This window comes from Bradyrhizobium sp. WCU1, assembly GCF_053474805.1.
On record NZ_CM130280.1, the window covers coordinates 1,160,300 to 1,176,419 of the forward strand.

Here is a 16,120-nt window from a genome sequence, read left to right on the forward strand (position 1 = left end):
GGGATCATCAGGCAAAGGCCTGCAGGGATGGGTCAACAGGATCGACGCAAACCCGGCGGAATCGTTCCGCAACGCAACAATCAACCTTGAAAAGCTAGGGAACCGATCACTTTCGTGCAAGCGGGCCAGATCACACTTGCCACAACTATTGTGACGTCCGTGCCCAATCGGTCACAGCAGCCGCAACACGTATTCCAGGCTGTAAAGCGCGAGCCCGGCAAGCCCGCCGATCAGCGAGCCGTTGAAGCGGATGTATTGCAGGTCCTTGCCGACATTGACCTCGATCAGTGAGATCAATTGCTCCATGTCCCAGCTCTTCATCTGATCGGCGATGAACGTCGAGACGCCGCTCTTCTGCTCGGCGACCACCGTGCGCAGGATTGCGACGAGGCCCTGGTTGATCTCGCCGCGCAGCTCGGCATCGCCGTCGAGCGCATCGCCGGCTTCGACGAACATCCTTGCCAACTGATGCTGCAGCACCTGCGACTCGCCCGAGGCGCTGCGCGCGATGAAGTCCCTGACGTTGGCCCAGATGGTGCGCCCGAGATTGGCGAGCTCCGGCCGCGCCAGCAGGTCGCGCTTGAGGCCGTCGATGCGGTCGGCGAACGCCTTGTCGCTGCCGAGCCGATCGACGAACGACAGCAGCATGCGATCGAATTCGCCGCGGAACGGATGCTGCGGATCGTTGCGCACCTCCTCGAAGAATTTCGTGGCCGAGGCGATGATCCGGTTCACCACGAACTTGTCGGCGCGATAGAGCTTGAGCAGCGTCGGCATCTCCGCGCGGACCTTGTCGCGGATCACCGTCATCGTCTCCTGCTGCGTCAGCGTCTGGTGCAGCGCGCGCAAGAGGTCGTCGAGCAGCCCCTCATGCTTGCCCTCCTGCACGAAGCCGCGCAGCGCGCCGGCGGCAAGCGGCGCGAGATCGACTGAGAGGATCTGCGTCGTGACGCGGCGGCTGATGAACTGCATCAAGCCCGAGTTCTCGGTCGCCGCGAATGCTTCGGGCAGCATCCGCAGCACGAAGCGGGCGAGATCCTCCGAACGTTTGCGGTCGCGCAGCCAGTCGGCGATGAACGTGCCGAAATCGATCTCGCGCAGCTTGGCCTCGACCGGGCCGGCTTCCAGGAAATTGTTCTCGATGAACTCGCCGAGCTTCTCGGCGATGCGTTCCTGATTGCTCTGGATGATCGCGGTGTGCGGGATCGGCAGGCCCAGCGGTCGCTTGAACAGCGCGACGACGGCATACCAGTCGGCAAGCCCGCCGATGGTCGCGGCCTCGGCAAAAGCTGCGACGAAGCCGAAAGCGGGATGCAGCGGCAGCAGCGCCTTCGATGCAATGAAGATGACGAGGGTTGTCGCCAGCACGCCGGTCGCGAGCCACTTCACGCGCCGCAGCTCGGCCGCGCGTTCGGCATCGACGGGCATTGCGACGAGGGTGGCGGGAAGGATCATGAGGACTTTCGAATGTATGCTAGTTTGCGTCCACTCGCACCCCTCAGCTTGCTCAGTGTCATCACCCGCGCAGGCGCAGGCGGGTGATCCAGTATTCCAGAGACGGTGGTGCTTGAGCGGATAGGCCTCGGCGTACTGGGTCGCCCGGTCGAGCCGAGCGACGACACCTGTGGATGAGGACTAGCTTCACATCAGGATGACGACTGTGCGGCAAAAAAGAAGGCCCGCAAAATGGCGGGCCTTCAAAAAGGGCAGTTGGTCAGCGCGAGCGCGATCAGGCGGTCTTGCCGTAGACCTTGGCGAAGTTGTCCTGCGCGGACTTCGCACCGTCGGTGACGAGCTTGCCGAGATACTCCGACGTGGCCTTCGCCCGCGAGACGAACAGTTCGCCACGCGCGCGGACCAGGTCCGACTGGATCTGGGCAGCTTCGCTCAGCGACTTGGCGGACGCGAGCTGGTCGATGCCGGCGAAGAACGCCTCGGCGTCCTGGTAGAGCGCCTGCTGAATGTTGCGGCTGATCTTGGCGGCTTCGGTCACCGAACCGGCAACGGCGGTCTCGATTACGTTGGTCACCTTCTCGGAGCCGGCATACGCGTCGGCGGCGCGGGTCTTGGCGGCCTCGGCCTGCTTCTTCACGAACTCACGGGCGGCCTCCGGAACTTCCAGGTTCTGGAGCTTGGTGAACGCCTCGGTGACGGGCGCGAAGGCTTCCTTGACGCTGTTCAGCACGGAATTGGTTTCGGTGGTCATTGGGGTCTCTCCATCCTCAGGTTTGAGCTATGGGCTCACCCCGTCCGTTTTGGCCCGGGGCAACGGTGTTATGACACACCCCATGGTGCATCGCAACATCGATGTTGCAGCGCGATATCACAAACCTGTGAATGGCACGAATTTCCGGCAGACTGCCTAAAGGGTCGGCGTCAAACGGTCTCTAATTACCTGTAACGGCGTCCGGCAGCCCATATGCTTCCATTTGCGCCCGAACCTGCGCCACATTGTGCCCGAGCACGACGATGTCGTGGGTCTTGCCCTCGACATCCCTGACGTGGTCGCGCAGCAGGGCCTCCGCCTTGAAGCCGAGGCTTTCGAACAGCGTGATCGCCGCCCGCTGATCGACCGTCATCTGCACCGAGAACTTCTCCAGCCCGGCGCCGAGGGCAATCGCGAATGTCTCCTGCGACAACGCCCGGCCGACGCCCTGCCCGCGCACATCTTGTGACACCACCATCCGGATCTCGCCGACATGCGGCGACCAGGAGTGCGGATCGCGCACCAGCGTGCCGCAGCCGACCACCTTGCCATCCTTGATCGCGAGCAGGCTCGTGATGTCGCCGCGCTCGATCTCGTTGATCCAGGCCGACAGCACCTTCGGCTGGCTGATGTTGCGCGGCAGGAACAGCAAGTCATGCGTCGGCAGCTTCTGCGCGAAGGCCAGCACCGCGGCCTCGTCGGCCCGCGTCATCAGCCGGAACTCGATGTCGCCGGCCTCGGTCTTGACGTGGCGCGGATAGGAACGTTGTTCGGTCATGTCGATCTCTTGCCCAACCAGGAGTCCAGTTTCGGCCACAGCCGCTTGATTGCATTGGCGCCGGCGACCAGCGAGACGTGACCGCCTTTCAGCATCACCTCCTCCTTGTCCGCCGAGCCGATCTTGGTGATGAGGTGCTTTGCCGCATCGTACGGCACGATGTGGTCGTGCTCGGCGACCGCGTGCAGGATCGGCACCTTGATGTCAGCGAGCTTCGCCGGGCGGCCGCCGACCGTCATGGTGTCGTTGTAGAGCTTGTTGTCCCACATCAAGTCCTTGGTGATGGCGCGGAAATACTCGCCCGCCAGCGGCAGCGTGTCGGTCGCCCAGCGGTCGAACATCCGGTACGATTTGACGAACTCGTCGTTCCAGATGTTGTCCCAGAGCTGGATCTGGCCAACGACGCGCGCGGCCGGCCGCAGCATGTCGAACGATTGCAGGATCAATTCGGGCGGCATGTTGCCGGTGCTGTCGATCAGGCGGTCGACGTCGAAATAGCGGCGGTCGGCAAAGTTCGAGAACAGCTTCATCTCGCGGAAATCGATCGGCGTCGTGAAGCAGATCAGGTTCTTCATCGGGCCGTCGTTGAAGATCGAGCCATAGAGCAGCGACAGCACGCCGCCGAAGCAATAGCCGATCACCGACACGTCCTTTTCGCCGGAATCCTGCTGCACGCGACGGATCGATTCCGGAATGAAGTCGAGGACGTAGTCCTCCATACGCAGCGACTTCTCCTCGGGCTTCGGCGCGGTCCAGTCCAGCATGTAGACGTCGAAGCCGCGCTTGAGCAGGAATTCGATGAAGCTCTGCCCGGGTACCAGGTCGAGGATGTAGCCGCGGTTGGTGGTCGCCATCACGATCAGCACCGGCACGCGATAGACTTCGTCGGACATCGGGCGGTAGTGATAGAGGTTCATGGTGCCGCGCGAATACAGCACGTCCTTCGGTGTCTCGCCGAGCGTGGGGCCCGAGCTCGAGAAATACTCGACGCCCTTGATGCTGCGCTGGATCGCGCGCTGCACCTCGGACTGGACCCGCTCGGAGATCGAGGCGAAATCAAACGGGGTGGGCGCATTCATTTGCCGTCTCCCTCCGATGGCGGGCGCTTCGTGCGCGGCGGCCGCGGCGTCGCGCCATATCCATCGTCCGGCGCCAGCGAATTGTGATGCACCTGCTGCAGCAGTGTCTTGATCTCGTTGAGCTGGTTCTCCATCGACTGCAGGCGCTCAGCCATGCCGACCAGCTGGGCGCGGCTCGGCAGGTTCATCGCCAGCAGATATTTCTCCATCAGCTCGCCGAGTTGCTTCTGCGCGCCCGCCGCAACGCCGCCGGCCTGGTTCATCACCTTCGAGAATTCAGGCGAGCTCATCAACTGGTTGCCGAAGGAGTTGAACCCCTTCTCCATCTCGCCAATCATCGTCTGCCATATCACGGCAGGGTCGTTGCCCTTGTCGGCCATGTGGCCCTCCTCCACAGCAAGTTCGAGCGCTTGTCGCGCTTCGGTTTGTTCGTGCCATACGACACTGTTGCCGTTGATCGGTCAACTGCGCGGCGCGCCCAGCGACGTCGAGGCTCTTCTGCGCTGCGTCAATCCATGGCATAGAGGTTCCTGACCGCGCCATCAGCAGGGGATGCCAGTGACCACGCTCGCCCATCAGCCGCCGCAGCTCGCCCGCGCCAACAACATCGACATCTGCTACGAGGTTTTCGGCGATGCGAATGCCGAGCCGCTGCTGCTGATCATGGGCCTCGGCGCCCAGATGATCCATTGGGACGACGAGTTCTGCCGCCAGCTCGCCGCGCGCGGTTTTCGCGTGATCCGATTTGACAACAGGGATATCGGGAAATCCTCCCGACTGAGCGGCGGCAAGCGGCTGACCGCGCTCGAGCTCATCAAGCTGCGCTTCCTGAAGATCCCGGTCGCGGCGCCCTACAAACTGGCCGACATGGCACGGGACACGATCGGGCTGATGGACGCGCTCGGCATCCGCAAGGCGCATCTGGTCGGCGCCTCAATGGGCGGCATGATCGCGCAGGAGGTTGCGATCACCTTTCCCGAGCGCGTGCTGTCGCTGACCTCGATCATGTCGACCACGGGCAATCCAAAGATCCCCGGCCCGACCCGCGAGGCGACCGCCGTGCTGATGGCGCCGCCGCCGAAAAGCAAGGAAGAGTATTTCGTCCGCTACGGCCAGACCTGGAAGGTGCTGCGCAACGGCTCCTTCCCCGAAGACGAGGCGCTCGATCCCGAACGCGCGCGGCGCACCTTCGAGCGCGGCCTCAACCCGGAAGGCGTCGGCCGCCAGCTCCGCGCCATCCTCGCCTCCGGCAGCCGCAAGGAGCGACTGCGCAGCGTCAAGGCGCCGACGCTCGTGATCCACGGCACCATCGATCCGCTGGTGCATCCGGAAGGCGGCAAGGATACCGCGGTCTCGATCCCGGGCGCAAAGCTGCTGATGATCGAAGGCATGGGCCATGCGCTGCCGATCCCGATGTGGCCAGAGATCATCGACGCCATCGACAAGCACGCGCATGGCGCCGCGGCGAAGGCGGCATAGGGCCGGTATCTGCGGGTAACCATGTGAGCCGGGAGTGCGTTCTTCCGGGCACGGCACGGACGCTGTAGAGAGCGCTATCCATCGCTCAGCCTCGGGAGCTACCAGATGAAGACCCTTCTCCGGCCACGGACAGCCGTCGCCGCTCTCTTCCTCGCGCTTGCGTCTTCCTCCGCGATGGCGGCCACCAGCGAGGCGCAGCAGGAAGCCAACCGGAAAGCCGTGCTGGCGTTCTACGACAAAGGGCTGAACCAGAAGGACGCCGATGCTGCGCTCGCCTATGTCGGCAACCGCTATGTGCAGCACAATCCCGGCGCGGCCGACGGCCCCGACGGCTTCCGCAAGTTCATCGGCTTCCTGCGCGAGAAGTTTCCGAACTCGCACAGCGAGATCAAGCGTTCGTTCGTCGACGGCGACTACGTGATCCTGCACGTCCACGCCGTGCGCGAGCCCGGCACCCGCGGCAACGCGATCATCGACATCTTCAAGCTCGAGGACGGCAAGATCGTCGAGCATTGGGATGTGGTGCAGCCGATCCCAGAAAATCCGGCGAACAACAACACGATGTTCTGAGCGCAACGGCGCGATAAGATCAGTTTGAATCGGATCGGCAGCGGAGGTTCACCTCTCCCTTGGGAGAGGTGAAGCAAGCACGTAGCCAACGAGATCCGATCTAAGCCCACCATACGCTAGCGGCTGCGGCCGAGCCAGCGTTGTGTCGGAAACAGCTGCAATTGCCAGCGCCGCGCCGCCGCGCCCCACACGCCCCGCGGCATGAACAGCATGATCAGGATGGCGAGCGTGCCGAGCACGACCAGATATAGGCTGCCGTACTGCGCTAGCCAGGTGACCAGCCCCCACAGCAGCAGCACGCCGACCATCGGGCCCTCGATGGTGCGCACGCCACCGATCACGACGATGAAGATCACGTATGCGGTCCAGTCGGTGACGCTGAAGGCGGCATCCGGCGAAATCCGCGCCTTCTGCAGATAGACCACGGCGCCGACCATGCCGCTGGCGAACGCGACCGCGATCCATAGCATATGGCGGATCCGCGCGGTGCGGACGCCGACGCTGCGCGCCGCCGCTGCATTGTCGCGGCTGGCCGCCAGCGCGAGGCCATGGCGCGAGCGGATGAAAGCGTAGATGCCGAGCGTGACCAGCACGCAGAGCAAGAGCGCAAGCCAGTAGACCAGCACGTCGCGCGCGGCGGCCGGACGCAGGCCGAGCAGCGCCTGCACCGCCTTCAGCCCGACCATCTGCGACAGTTCGCCCGGCGAGATCGACATTCCGGTGCCGCCGCCGAGCGACTTGAACTGGGCGCAGATCAGCCGCAGCGCCTCGGCGGCCACCCAGCTGCCGATCGCAAAGTATGGGCCCTCGAGCCGGAACAGCAAGGGCCCGAGCATCGCGGCGATCAGCGCCGCGAACAACCCGGCCAGCGGGATCGCCGCCACGGGATCGAGCCCGGCCATCACGATGCCGGCGAACAGCGCATAGGCACCGAGCCCGACAAAGGCCTGCTGGCCGACCGACACTAGGCCGCCCCACCCGGCCAGCACGTTCCAGAGCTGCGCCAATGTCAGCATGGTGAGGACGAAGATCAGATCCTGGATCAAATTGCGCGAGGCGATCGCCGGCAACACGGCAAGCACCGCGACCAGCACGATGCCGGCCACGGCCGCGATGCGCGACAGCCGCGTGCCGACCTGGATTTGCCACACCGGCACATCGGCCGCGTGCTGCTCCCGGCTTGCCGGCATGTCGATGCTTCCGACGCTCATGTCCGCCTCGCCGGGAAGAGACCGCGCGGCCGCACCATCAGCACGGCCAAGAAGGTGAGATGGCCGGCCAGGATCTGCCATTCCGGATTGATCCGGCCCCCGATCGCCTGAGCCAGCCCGAGCACGATACCGCCCGCCAGCGTGCCCCACAGGCTGCCGAGGCCGCCGATGATCACGGCCTCGAACGCATAGAGCAGCCGCGCCGGCCCGATCGACGGATCGAAACTGGCACGGATGCCGAACACGACAGCGGCGATCACCGAGACCGCGAGCGAGAGCCCGACCGCAATCGCATAGACGTTGCGCTCGTTGACGCCCATCAATTGCGCGATCGCGGGATTGTCGGCGGTGGCGCGGAAGGCACGGCCGAGCCAGGTGCGATAGAAGATCAGCTGAAGCAGCGCGACGGCGGCGATCGCCGTCACCAGCGCCGTCAGCGGCGCGAGGCCGACGCTGAGACCCGGGGCCAGCGTCACCGACGAGGATTCGAAGGCGCCGGCCTGCAGGCGGCGGCTGTCTGCGCCATAGCCGAGCAACAGCCCGTTCTGGATCACGATCGACAGGCCGAAGGTGACGAGCAGCGGCGGCAAGATGTCGTCGCCGAGCACGCGCTCCAAGACCAGCCGCTGCAGCACGAAGCCGAGCACGAACATCGCGGCAACGACCAGCAGGGATGCGGTTACAAGCGGCAGGCCGAGCGCGGTGGTGGCGCTGAGCACCAGATAGGCTGCAAGCAGGATCAGATCGCCGTGCGCCAGATTAACCAGGCGCATGATGCCGAAGATCAGCGACAGGCCGAGCGCGAACAGCGCATAGACGCCGCCGAGCAGCACGCCTTCGATGATGGTGTCTAGTCCGCTCATCGCTCCCTCATGCTCCGAAATAGGCCGCGCGGATCGTGTCCTGATCCACATCGTCAGGCTTTCCGCTCAAGGTCACCCGCCCCTCCTGCAAGCAATAGAAGCGATCTGCCGCCCGCAACGCGCGGGCGATGTCCTGCTCGACCAGCACGACCGCGGTGCCGCCGGAGCGGATCTGCGGCAGCATCCGGTAGATGTCCTCCACCACGATCGGCGCGAGGCCGAGGCTGATCTCGTCGCACAGCAGGACCTGTGGGTTCGACATCAGCGCGCGGCCGATCGCCACCATCTGCTGCTGGCCGCCGGACAGCGCCGTGACGGCGCCGCGCCGGCGCTCCCTGAGCACCGGGAATATCCGATAGACCGCCGCAAGATCCCACGGTGCGGTGCGCTCGCCGCCATAGGCGCCGATCAGGAGGTTCTCCTCGACGCTGAGCGAAGGAAACAGCTGCCGGCCCTCCGGGACCAGCGCAAGCCCGAGCCGCACGATGCTGGCCGCAGACGCATCGCCGATCGCGCGTCCCTTGAGATGAATGGCATCGGGGCGGTTCTTCACGAGTCCCGCCAGCGACTTCAGCATGGTCGACTTGCCGGCGCCGTTGGCGCCGATCACCGCGACCGCCTCGCCCTCCTTCAGTTCGAAATCGATGCCGAACAGCGCCTGGAAGTCACCGTAGAACGCATCGAGCGCGGAGACATTGAGCAGCGCGGTCATGCCGGCACGCCCATGTAGATGGTCTCGACCTCGCGCGAGCGCATCACCTCGGCGGGCACGCCTTGCGCAACGACCTTGCCGAAATTGAGCACGACCAGCCGCTGCACCACCGCGAGCAGCGCGTGCACCACATGCTCGATCCAGATGATGGCGACACCCTCGGCATGAATGGTTCTGATGGTCTCGACCAGCTCATGGCATTCGGCATCGGTGAGCCCGCCTGCGATCTCGTCGAGCAGCAGCGTGCGCGGCCTGGTGGCGAGCGCCCGCGCGAGCTCGAGCCGCTTGCGATCGAGCAGCGGCAGGCTGCCGGCGAGCCGGTTGGCCTTGGCTTCGAGGCCGGTCAGATCAAGCATGCGGCCGCAATGCTGGACCGCATCGGCCTCCGACAGACCGCCGCCGAACTGGGCGGCAACGGCCAGATTCTCGAACACCGAGAGGTGGTCGAACGGCTGCGGGATCTGGAACGAGCGCCCGATGCCTGTGCGACAGCGCGCCTCCGGAGAGAGATGCGTGATGTCGGCGCCATCGAGGACGATGCGGCCGGCCTCCGGCCGCAGCAGGCCGGTGATCAGGTTGAACAGCGTCGACTTGCCGGCGCCGTTCGGCCCGATCACGCCGAGCGCCTCGCCGGACGCAAGGGTCAGGTCGATGGCATCGGCAACCACGATGGCGCCGAACCTCTTCGAGACGGAATGGAGTTCGAGCATGTTTGCTCACCGCATGGATTCGCTGGGAGAAGATGCGCGGCCGTGCCTCGCATCCTCGATCGACAATCTGCCTGCGACGCGCTCGCTAGCTCAGCGCCTGCATGTCGCCGCCGAGCGGGATTTGCGGCGCCAGTCTGTTGTCGGTGATCACCATGTCGTATTTGTCGCCATTGAGCCGCCATTGGCCGCCGACCAGCGGCGTCTTGGCGATGTTCTTGGCCGCGAATGGCGGCACCGCGCTGGAACCGAACGCGACCTGGCCCACGATGGTGTCCAACTTTGTGGCTCCGATCGCCTTTGCCAGCGCGGCGCCGTCGCTCGGATCGCCGGAGCGCTTGATCGCGTCGATCGCGACCTCGAACAGCGAATGCACGAAGCCGATCGGCTGGGTCCATTGCTTGCCGGAGGCCTGCTCATAGCCCTTGGCGAGATCGGCCGCGCTGACGCCGCTGAGGCTCGACTTGTAGGGATGCGTCGGCGTCCACCACACCTCGGTCGAGATGTTGTTGCCGCCCTTGCCGAGCGCCTGCACAGAAGCAGGAAACAGCAGCGCCTTGGCGACCGAGACGACCTTCGGCTTCAGTCCCTTCTGCCGCGACTGGTTCCAGAAGGTGGTGAAGTCGGGCGGGATGATCACGCCGGTGATGATCTCGGCATCGGCGCCACGGAACGCGGCGATCTGCGAGGAGAAATCGTCGGTGAGGTTCTGGAAGCGGCCGGGATCGGTCAGCTTGAAGCCCTGCTTGGCGAGCACTGGCGGGAAGCCGATCGCGGTGTCGCCCCAGGCGTTGCCGTCGGCATCGTTCGGGAACAGCGCGCCGACCGATTTGTTGGTCGCGACCTGGCTCCACATGCTGGTGAAGACGCCGATCACGTCCTCCAGACCCCAGAAATAGTGGAAAGTGTAGTCGAACGGCTTCCAGCTCTTGGGATCGCCGGGATTGGCCTGGCGGCCGATGAAATTGGTCTGCCACGGCGCCACGGAGGAGATGCACGGCACCTGCTCGAGCTCGCATTGCGTCGCCACCGGATTGTTGGTTTCGGGTGTCGCGCCGACCACGATCAGGCCGACATTGTCGCGGGTGATCAGCTCCTTGGCGACTTCGGCGGCGCGGTTCGGATTCGACTGGCTGTCCTTGGTCACCACCTCGACCGGATAGATCTGCGATCCAACCTTGACGCCATCCTTGATGAACTTGCGGAATTCACCCAGCACGAAATCGTCGGCCTCGGCGAAGGCCGCCAGCGGCCCGCTCTTCGGCGAGACATAGCCGATCTTGATCGGCTTGTTGGCCGCCCGCACGGCCGGCGCGAACAACGTCGTGCTGCCTGCGGCGGCGAAGCCTCCGGCGATGCCCTGCAGCACGCGGCGGCGATCGAAGGACATTGTGCTCAACTGATCCTTGCTCATTTTCCCCTCCCTTGAGGCAAGCCGGTCGAAAGCCGGCTGCCGTTCCATTCGTTCTGAAAAGAGTCGCCGGCGTCGCGCCGCATCACGCGGCGGCGACGGACTTCGCTTGCGCGCTGCGACCGAGGATCCGGCCGAACACGTCGAGCAGCACATCGCTGGCGTCAGTTGCGGACTCCTTGGCGCGCCAGGCGACATACATGTCGGGACGCACCAGCACGCAGCCGTCCTCGTCCACCTCGCTCTGGCGATACCAGTCGGCATAGATGTCGAGCGCATCGCAGCCCTGCGGGCCGATCGTCACCACATCGACCGGCAGGCCATAGGCCTTCTCGACCGCGGCCGCGGCCGTCTTCCAGCCATCGCCGCCGATCCCGGTGAGCAGCGTGAAGCGGCCCTTGCCGGTGAGATCGAGCGTCGACTTGCGCTCGCCGTGATGCTCGACCCAGACATGCGGCAGATGCGCGCCGGGCCAGGTGGTCGCCTGATAGTAGAGCTCGTGATCCCGGGTGAAGGCCGGCATCGGCGTGCCGTCGGATACGACCGCGGTCGACCCGTAGCGCTGATTCAGCTCGACGCCGTGGCAGTTGAACTCGTAGCTCTTGTTGGCGATCGCCTCGTAGAGCTTCTTGCGCCGCGCCTTGCCCTCGGCGGTCGGTGCCTTGCGCGCGGCGATTGCCTTGCGTGCTTCGGCCGGATCGGTCGAGGCGACGAGCCCCACCGCCTCGAAGATCGGCGGGAAGTCGCCGATGCTCTTGTTGGCGCGGGTCACGATCTGCTTGCCGACCGGCTGCCGTTCGGCCGAATAGGTCTCGAGCAGCGACGGCGCGGCGTGGCCCTCCAGCACCAGCTTCAGCTTCCAGCAGAGATTGTAGGCATCCTGGATCGAGGTGTTGGAGCCGAGGCCGTTGGTCGGCGGATGGCGGTGCACGGCGTCGCCGACGCAGAACACCCGGCCAGACGAATAGTGGCCGGCATACATCTCGTTCACGGTCCAGGTCGAGGTCGAGCGGACCTTGACCGCGAGCGTCTCGTCGCCGACCAGATTGCGCACGATCGAGATCGCCTCGTCATTAGAGAGCTTGCGCTCGCCCTGCTCGATGTCGTAGCCCCAGATGATCAGCCATTCGTTCCACGGCCGCACCATGCGGATCAGGCCAGCGCCGATGCCGCCGATCTCGGCACCCGGCTGCAGCACCCAGTACAGCACGCTCGGGCGGTGCGCGACGTACTTGCTCAAATCCGCCTGCACGATGATGTTCATACTGCCGGCGCGGCCCATCTGGCCCTCCATCGGCAGTCCGATCACCTCGGCAACCCGGCTGCGGCCGCCGTCGGCGCCGATCAGATATTTGGCGCGGATCTGATAGGTCTCGCCGGACAGACGATCCTTCACCGTCGCGGTGACGCCGTCGGCATCCTGCACCAGGTCGACGAACTCGGTGTTGAAGCACAGCGAGGTGCCGCGCTGGCCGGCCGCCTCGATCAGGATCGGCTCGAGGAAATTCTGCGGCAGGTCGCAGATGCGGGCGGGACTGGCGAGATCGTAATCCGCCTTGCGCGAGGGATGGTTGCCCCAGGAATAGAGCCGGCCGAACTCCTCGCCGGCGAGGCTCTCGCAGAACACGTTGTTGGCCATCAGGTGCTGCGGCACCGCCTGCGCCACCGCCTTCTCCTCCAGGCCGAGATCGCGCAGCACCTCCATCGCACGCTGGTTGGTGATGTGGGCGCGCGGCGTGTCGGCCAGCCAGCCATATTTCGTCACCAGGATGTGCTTGACGCCGTACATGCCGAGCAGCGCCGCCGCCGTCGCGCCGGCCGGGCCGCTGCCGACGATGAGCACGTCGGTCTCAACAGGTTTGCTGGTCATGGTCCTCTCCTTGGTCGTGTTGTCGGTTGTGATCGTTATTCCGCGGCCATCATCGGCTGCGGCACCAGGCCGGCGCCCGGCTTCATCTGGAAGTCGTAGGTCATCAGGTGCCAGGGGCCTGCGACCCGCTCGCCGTTCGGCAACACCGGCTCGCTTTTCGGCTCGACCCGCGCGACGAGTTCGTCCTTGACGCCGAACACCACGTCGCTGCGCAGGTATTCGTCGCCATCGAGGAACACGTGGGTGATCAGCGGCTCATAGCCATCGGCCTTGACCAGGAAATGCACATGCGCCGGCCGCATCGGATGCCGTTTCGTCGCGGTGATCAGATCGCCGACCGGGCCATCGGTCGGGATCGGATAGCTGCACGGCAGGATGGTGCGGAACGAAAAGCGGCCGTCGGCATCGGTGACGAAGCGCGCGCGCAGCGACGGACCATGCGCGGCGTAATCAGCCTTCTGCGAATCGTAGAAGCCGTCATCGTCGGCATGCCAGACGTCGATCTCGGCGCCGGCGAGCGGCTTGCCGGCCAGATCCGTGACGCGGCTCTGCACGAACATCACTTCGCCGTCGATCCCGTCGGAGATGTCGGCGCCGTGCGGCGTGACGCGGTGCTCGCCGACATAGAACGGACCGAGCACCGTGGTCTCGGTCGCGCCCTCGCGCTCGCGATGGTTGACCGCGTCGACCAGCATCGAGACGCCGAGCACGTCGGACAGCAGGATGAACTCCTGGCGCAGCGGCGTGCAGGTCTGACCGGTGCGGGTCAGGAACTCAATCGCCTGATTCCATTCCTCGAAGGTGAGCTCGGTGCGACGCACCAAATCGTGCAGCGACTTCACCGTCTCCTCGATGAGGAATTTCAGTCGCTTGTTCGGCGTGTCGGCGAAGCTGCGGATCACCTCGTCGGTGAGGTCATGCTCGTTGAAGTTAGCCATCGTGTTGTCCTTTGATCTCGAGAGGTCAGTGCCGCGCGGGCGCGTCGCCGCGCCAGGCCGCAGCGATCAGGTCCTGGATCGCGACGCGCTCCACAGGTCTTGGATTGGCATAGGGGCTGCGCACCGCCATCTCGGCGGCACGCGCGATGCCGTCCTCAGGCATTCCGATGTCGGCCAGCCGGCGCGGCAGCGCGAGCCGCTGCGCGAGATCGAACAGCCCTTGCGGCGCATCATCCGTGCGCAACGCGCGCGCAATCCGGGTCATCGCTTCCGGCGCCGCAGCGGCGTTGTAGGCGGCCGCATGCGGCAGCACGATCGCATGGGTTTCGGCATGGGGCAGGTTGAACATGCCGCCCAGCACGTGACAGAGCTTGTGATGCAGCGACATCCCGACCGCGCCGAGGCAGACGCCGCACAGCCAGGCGCCGTAGAGCGCGTCGCGCCGCGCGCCCGCATCGGCGGGCGCAGCCACGATGCGCGGCAGCGCGCGGGCGAGCGCGGCGGTGCCGTCCTCCGCCATCAGCGAGGTCAATGGGTTGGCGTCGGGCGCATAGAGTGCCTCGACCGCGTGAGCGATCGCATTCAAGCCGCTGGCGGCGGAGACATGCGGCGGCAGGCTGACGGTGAGATCGACGTCGTAGATCACGGCGTCCGGCACCAGATCCTGGGAGTGCTGCGTGGTCTTGATGCCGTTCGTGGTCTCACCGAGGATCGGGGTCATCTCCGAGCCGGCATAGGTGGTCGGGACCGCCAGATGCGGCAGCCCGGTGCGCAGCGACAGCGCCTTGCCGAGCCCGACCGTCGAGCCGCCGCCGATCGCGACCAGCCCGTCGATGTCGCGGGATTCCACGATGCGAAGCGCTTCGTTGGTGACCTCGACCGGCGTATGCATCCGCGCGCCGGCAAACAGTCCTGCGAGCCGGTCGCCGAGGCCCGCGCCGAGCCGGTGTCCGAGGTCCTGCTGCTCGGGGGTGGTCAACACCAGCGCCCGCTTGATGCCGAGGCGCTCAGCTTCCTCGCCGAGCCGCGCCGCGGTGCCGGCGCCGAACAGCACGCGATATTGCTGCGAGCAATAGGCAAAGGTGCCGCTGCCGGCATTTCCGGCCGCCGCGATCGGCGGGCGTGCGGCATCGGGCGCTGCGATGCTCATGGCATTTCTCCCAGCCGGCGGACCGGCACATTTCGCTTTGTTGGGAGAAAGCTAGCGGCAGGCGGCGGTCGCGGGCCTGCACGAAACCGGACAGAATCTGCACAAAACCGGAAAAATCGTCAGCCGGGCTACGGCTAGTGGCTGCGCCGGTACCTGCCCGGCGTCACGCCGGTGAAGCGGCGGAACATGCGTGTAAAATGCTCCTGATGGGAGAAGCCGCAGGCCAGCGCGATGTCGGCGAGGCTCTGCGTCTCGTCGGCAAGCAGCGCCCTGGCGCGCTCGATGCGCAGATTGAGCACGTATTGATAGGGCGAGACGCCGCTGGTCGCCTTGAACAGGCGCACGAAATATTCGGTGCTGCGGCCGCACAACTCGGCCAGCTGGTCGAGCCGGATATCGGTGTCGAGATTGGCGTCGACGAACTCGCGGATGCGCGCCATCTGCCTGTTGCTCAGCAGGTTCGGATGCTTGCCGGCCTCCACGCTCGGCTTGTGGAAATTGATCGCGACGAAGCGATTGGCGATCGCCTGCGCGATCGGATCGACGAACAGCGACGAGGCCGGCAGGCCGCCGGTGATGGTCTCGCCGATCGCCGCGGCAAGATGCTCCAGCACGGCGTCCTGATTGCCGAGCATCGGGGCCAGCCCACCGATCAGGTTCGCAGCCCCGTCCCGGCCGGCGAACAGGTCGGAGCGCAGATAGATGTGGGTGGATTCCAGCGCTTCACGCAGCACCACGTTGCAGGTGTGCCCGGCCGGCAGGAAGAACACGCCGCCGCGCGGAATCTGCCGGGCAACCGACTTGCCGTCCATTACATAGGTGATGTCGACCGGACCGCCCCGATGCAACACCATCAGATTGTCGGACAGCGCGTGGAAGTGCCCGTCGAACGGCCGTTCACGCTGCACCGAGGCATAGGCCGACGACCAGCCGAGCCCTTCGCTCGAACCACGGAATTCGGCCTGGAAGCGGTTCAGGATCCCGTGCGTCTCCTGCACCCCAAAATTCGACGTCGCCTGCATCCGGGAGTCCAAGGGCTCGAGGCCTCACCTGCCGCCAAGTGAAACCCAACCGCCCTCGGTTTTCAATACAGTCAGAACCCGGCCGCATGGCCGGCGATCTTGTTGCATCGCAATAGCGACGCCC

General features: G+C 65.4%; 16 protein-coding genes. 2 read left to right on the plus strand and 14 right to left on the minus strand.

The annotated features are described in order from the left end of the window. Nucleotides 1-171: 171 nt before the first annotated feature. The 5 genes from ACTUWL_RS05315 to ACTUWL_RS05335 all read right to left on the minus strand — a co-directional run bounded on the left by ACTUWL_RS05315 (nt 172) and on the right by ACTUWL_RS05335 (nt 4,443). Entirely contained in the window at nt 172-1,455 is a 1,284-nt protein-coding gene (locus ACTUWL_RS05315; RefSeq protein WP_021076235.1) for a DUF445 domain-containing protein, read from the minus strand. Nucleotides 1,456-1,729: 274 nt separating this feature from the next. After that, a complete protein-coding gene (locus ACTUWL_RS05320; RefSeq protein ID WP_021076236.1) occupies nt 1,730-2,206 on the minus strand; it encodes a phasin in 477 nt (158 codons plus the stop codon). Nucleotides 2,207-2,387: 181 nt separating this feature from the next. Further along, nucleotides 2,388-2,984, minus strand: a complete 597-nt coding sequence (locus ACTUWL_RS05325) for a GNAT family N-acetyltransferase (protein ID WP_021076237.1) — start codon at nt 2,982-2,984, stop codon at nt 2,388-2,390. Then, nucleotides 2,981-4,063: a PHA/PHB synthase family protein gene (locus tag ACTUWL_RS05330; protein WP_021076238.1), complete on the minus strand. Its 1,083-nt coding sequence runs from the start codon at nt 4,061-4,063 to the stop codon at nt 2,981-2,983. The genes ACTUWL_RS05325 and ACTUWL_RS05330 overlap by 4 nt, the downstream gene beginning before the upstream one ends. After that, nucleotides 4,060-4,443: a tryptophan-rich sensory protein gene (locus ACTUWL_RS05335; RefSeq protein ID WP_021076239.1), complete on the minus strand. Its 384-nt coding sequence runs from the start codon at nt 4,441-4,443 to the stop codon at nt 4,060-4,062. Before ACTUWL_RS05335 ends, ACTUWL_RS05330 begins: the two co-directional genes overlap by 4 nt. Nucleotides 4,444-4,615: 172 nt before the next feature. On the opposite strand from ACTUWL_RS05335, the gene ACTUWL_RS05340 reads away from it, so the two are divergent. Together ACTUWL_RS05340 and ACTUWL_RS05345 are read left to right on the plus strand one after the other, a co-directional pair. Continuing rightward, nucleotides 4,616-5,542, plus strand: a complete 927-nt coding sequence (locus tag ACTUWL_RS05340; protein ID WP_106940228.1) for an alpha/beta fold hydrolase — start codon at nt 4,616-4,618, stop codon at nt 5,540-5,542. A 174-nt stretch (nt 5,543-5,716) separates the two neighbouring features. Further along, nucleotides 5,717-6,112: a nuclear transport factor 2 family protein gene (locus tag ACTUWL_RS05345; RefSeq protein ID WP_206542684.1), complete on the plus strand. Its 396-nt coding sequence runs from the start codon at nt 5,717-5,719 to the stop codon at nt 6,110-6,112. A gap of 116 nt (nt 6,113-6,228) precedes the next feature. Here the strand turns inward: ACTUWL_RS05345 and ACTUWL_RS05350 are convergent, their stop codons facing one another. The 9 genes from ACTUWL_RS05350 to ACTUWL_RS05390 all read right to left on the minus strand — a co-directional run bounded on the left by ACTUWL_RS05350 (nt 6,229) and on the right by ACTUWL_RS05390 (nt 15,996). Then, a complete protein-coding gene (locus ACTUWL_RS05350) occupies nt 6,229-7,323 on the minus strand; it encodes a branched-chain amino acid ABC transporter permease (RefSeq protein ID WP_021076242.1) in 1,095 nt (364 codons plus the stop codon). Beyond that, nucleotides 7,320-8,186, minus strand: a complete 867-nt coding sequence (locus tag ACTUWL_RS05355; protein ID WP_021076243.1) for a branched-chain amino acid ABC transporter permease — start codon at nt 8,184-8,186, stop codon at nt 7,320-7,322. The genes ACTUWL_RS05350 and ACTUWL_RS05355 overlap by 4 nt, the downstream gene beginning before the upstream one ends. A gap of 7 nt (nt 8,187-8,193) precedes the next feature. Next, a complete protein-coding gene (locus tag ACTUWL_RS05360) occupies nt 8,194-8,898 on the minus strand; it encodes an ABC transporter ATP-binding protein (protein ID WP_021076244.1) in 705 nt (234 codons plus the stop codon). Continuing rightward, nucleotides 8,895-9,608 (minus strand): ABC transporter ATP-binding protein, encoded by a 714-nt coding sequence (locus ACTUWL_RS05365; RefSeq protein WP_021076245.1) that lies wholly within the window; start codon nt 9,606-9,608, stop codon nt 8,895-8,897. Before ACTUWL_RS05365 ends, ACTUWL_RS05360 begins: the two co-directional genes overlap by 4 nt. An 85-nt stretch (nt 9,609-9,693) precedes the next feature. After that, nucleotides 9,694-11,019, minus strand: coding sequence for an ABC transporter substrate-binding protein (locus ACTUWL_RS05370; RefSeq protein WP_021076246.1), 1,326 nt, complete (start codon nt 11,017-11,019; stop codon nt 9,694-9,696). Between the two features lie 82 nt (nt 11,020-11,101). Next, a complete protein-coding gene (locus ACTUWL_RS05375) occupies nt 11,102-12,886 on the minus strand; it encodes an FAD-dependent oxidoreductase (RefSeq protein WP_021076247.1) in 1,785 nt (594 codons plus the stop codon). Between the two features lie 35 nt (nt 12,887-12,921). Continuing rightward, a complete protein-coding gene (locus ACTUWL_RS05380; protein ID WP_021076248.1) occupies nt 12,922-13,824 on the minus strand; it encodes an intradiol ring-cleavage dioxygenase in 903 nt (300 codons plus the stop codon). A gap of 25 nt (nt 13,825-13,849) precedes the next feature. Then, the gene (locus ACTUWL_RS05385) at nt 13,850-14,974 is read right to left on the minus strand and encodes a maleylacetate reductase (protein WP_021076249.1); all 1,125 of its coding nucleotides are present in this window, start codon (nt 14,972-14,974) and stop codon (nt 13,850-13,852) included. Between the two features lie 134 nt (nt 14,975-15,108). Then, entirely contained in the window at nt 15,109-15,996 is an 888-nt protein-coding gene (locus ACTUWL_RS05390) for a helix-turn-helix domain-containing protein (protein ID WP_021076250.1), read from the minus strand. Nucleotides 15,997-16,120 lie beyond the last annotated feature (124 nt).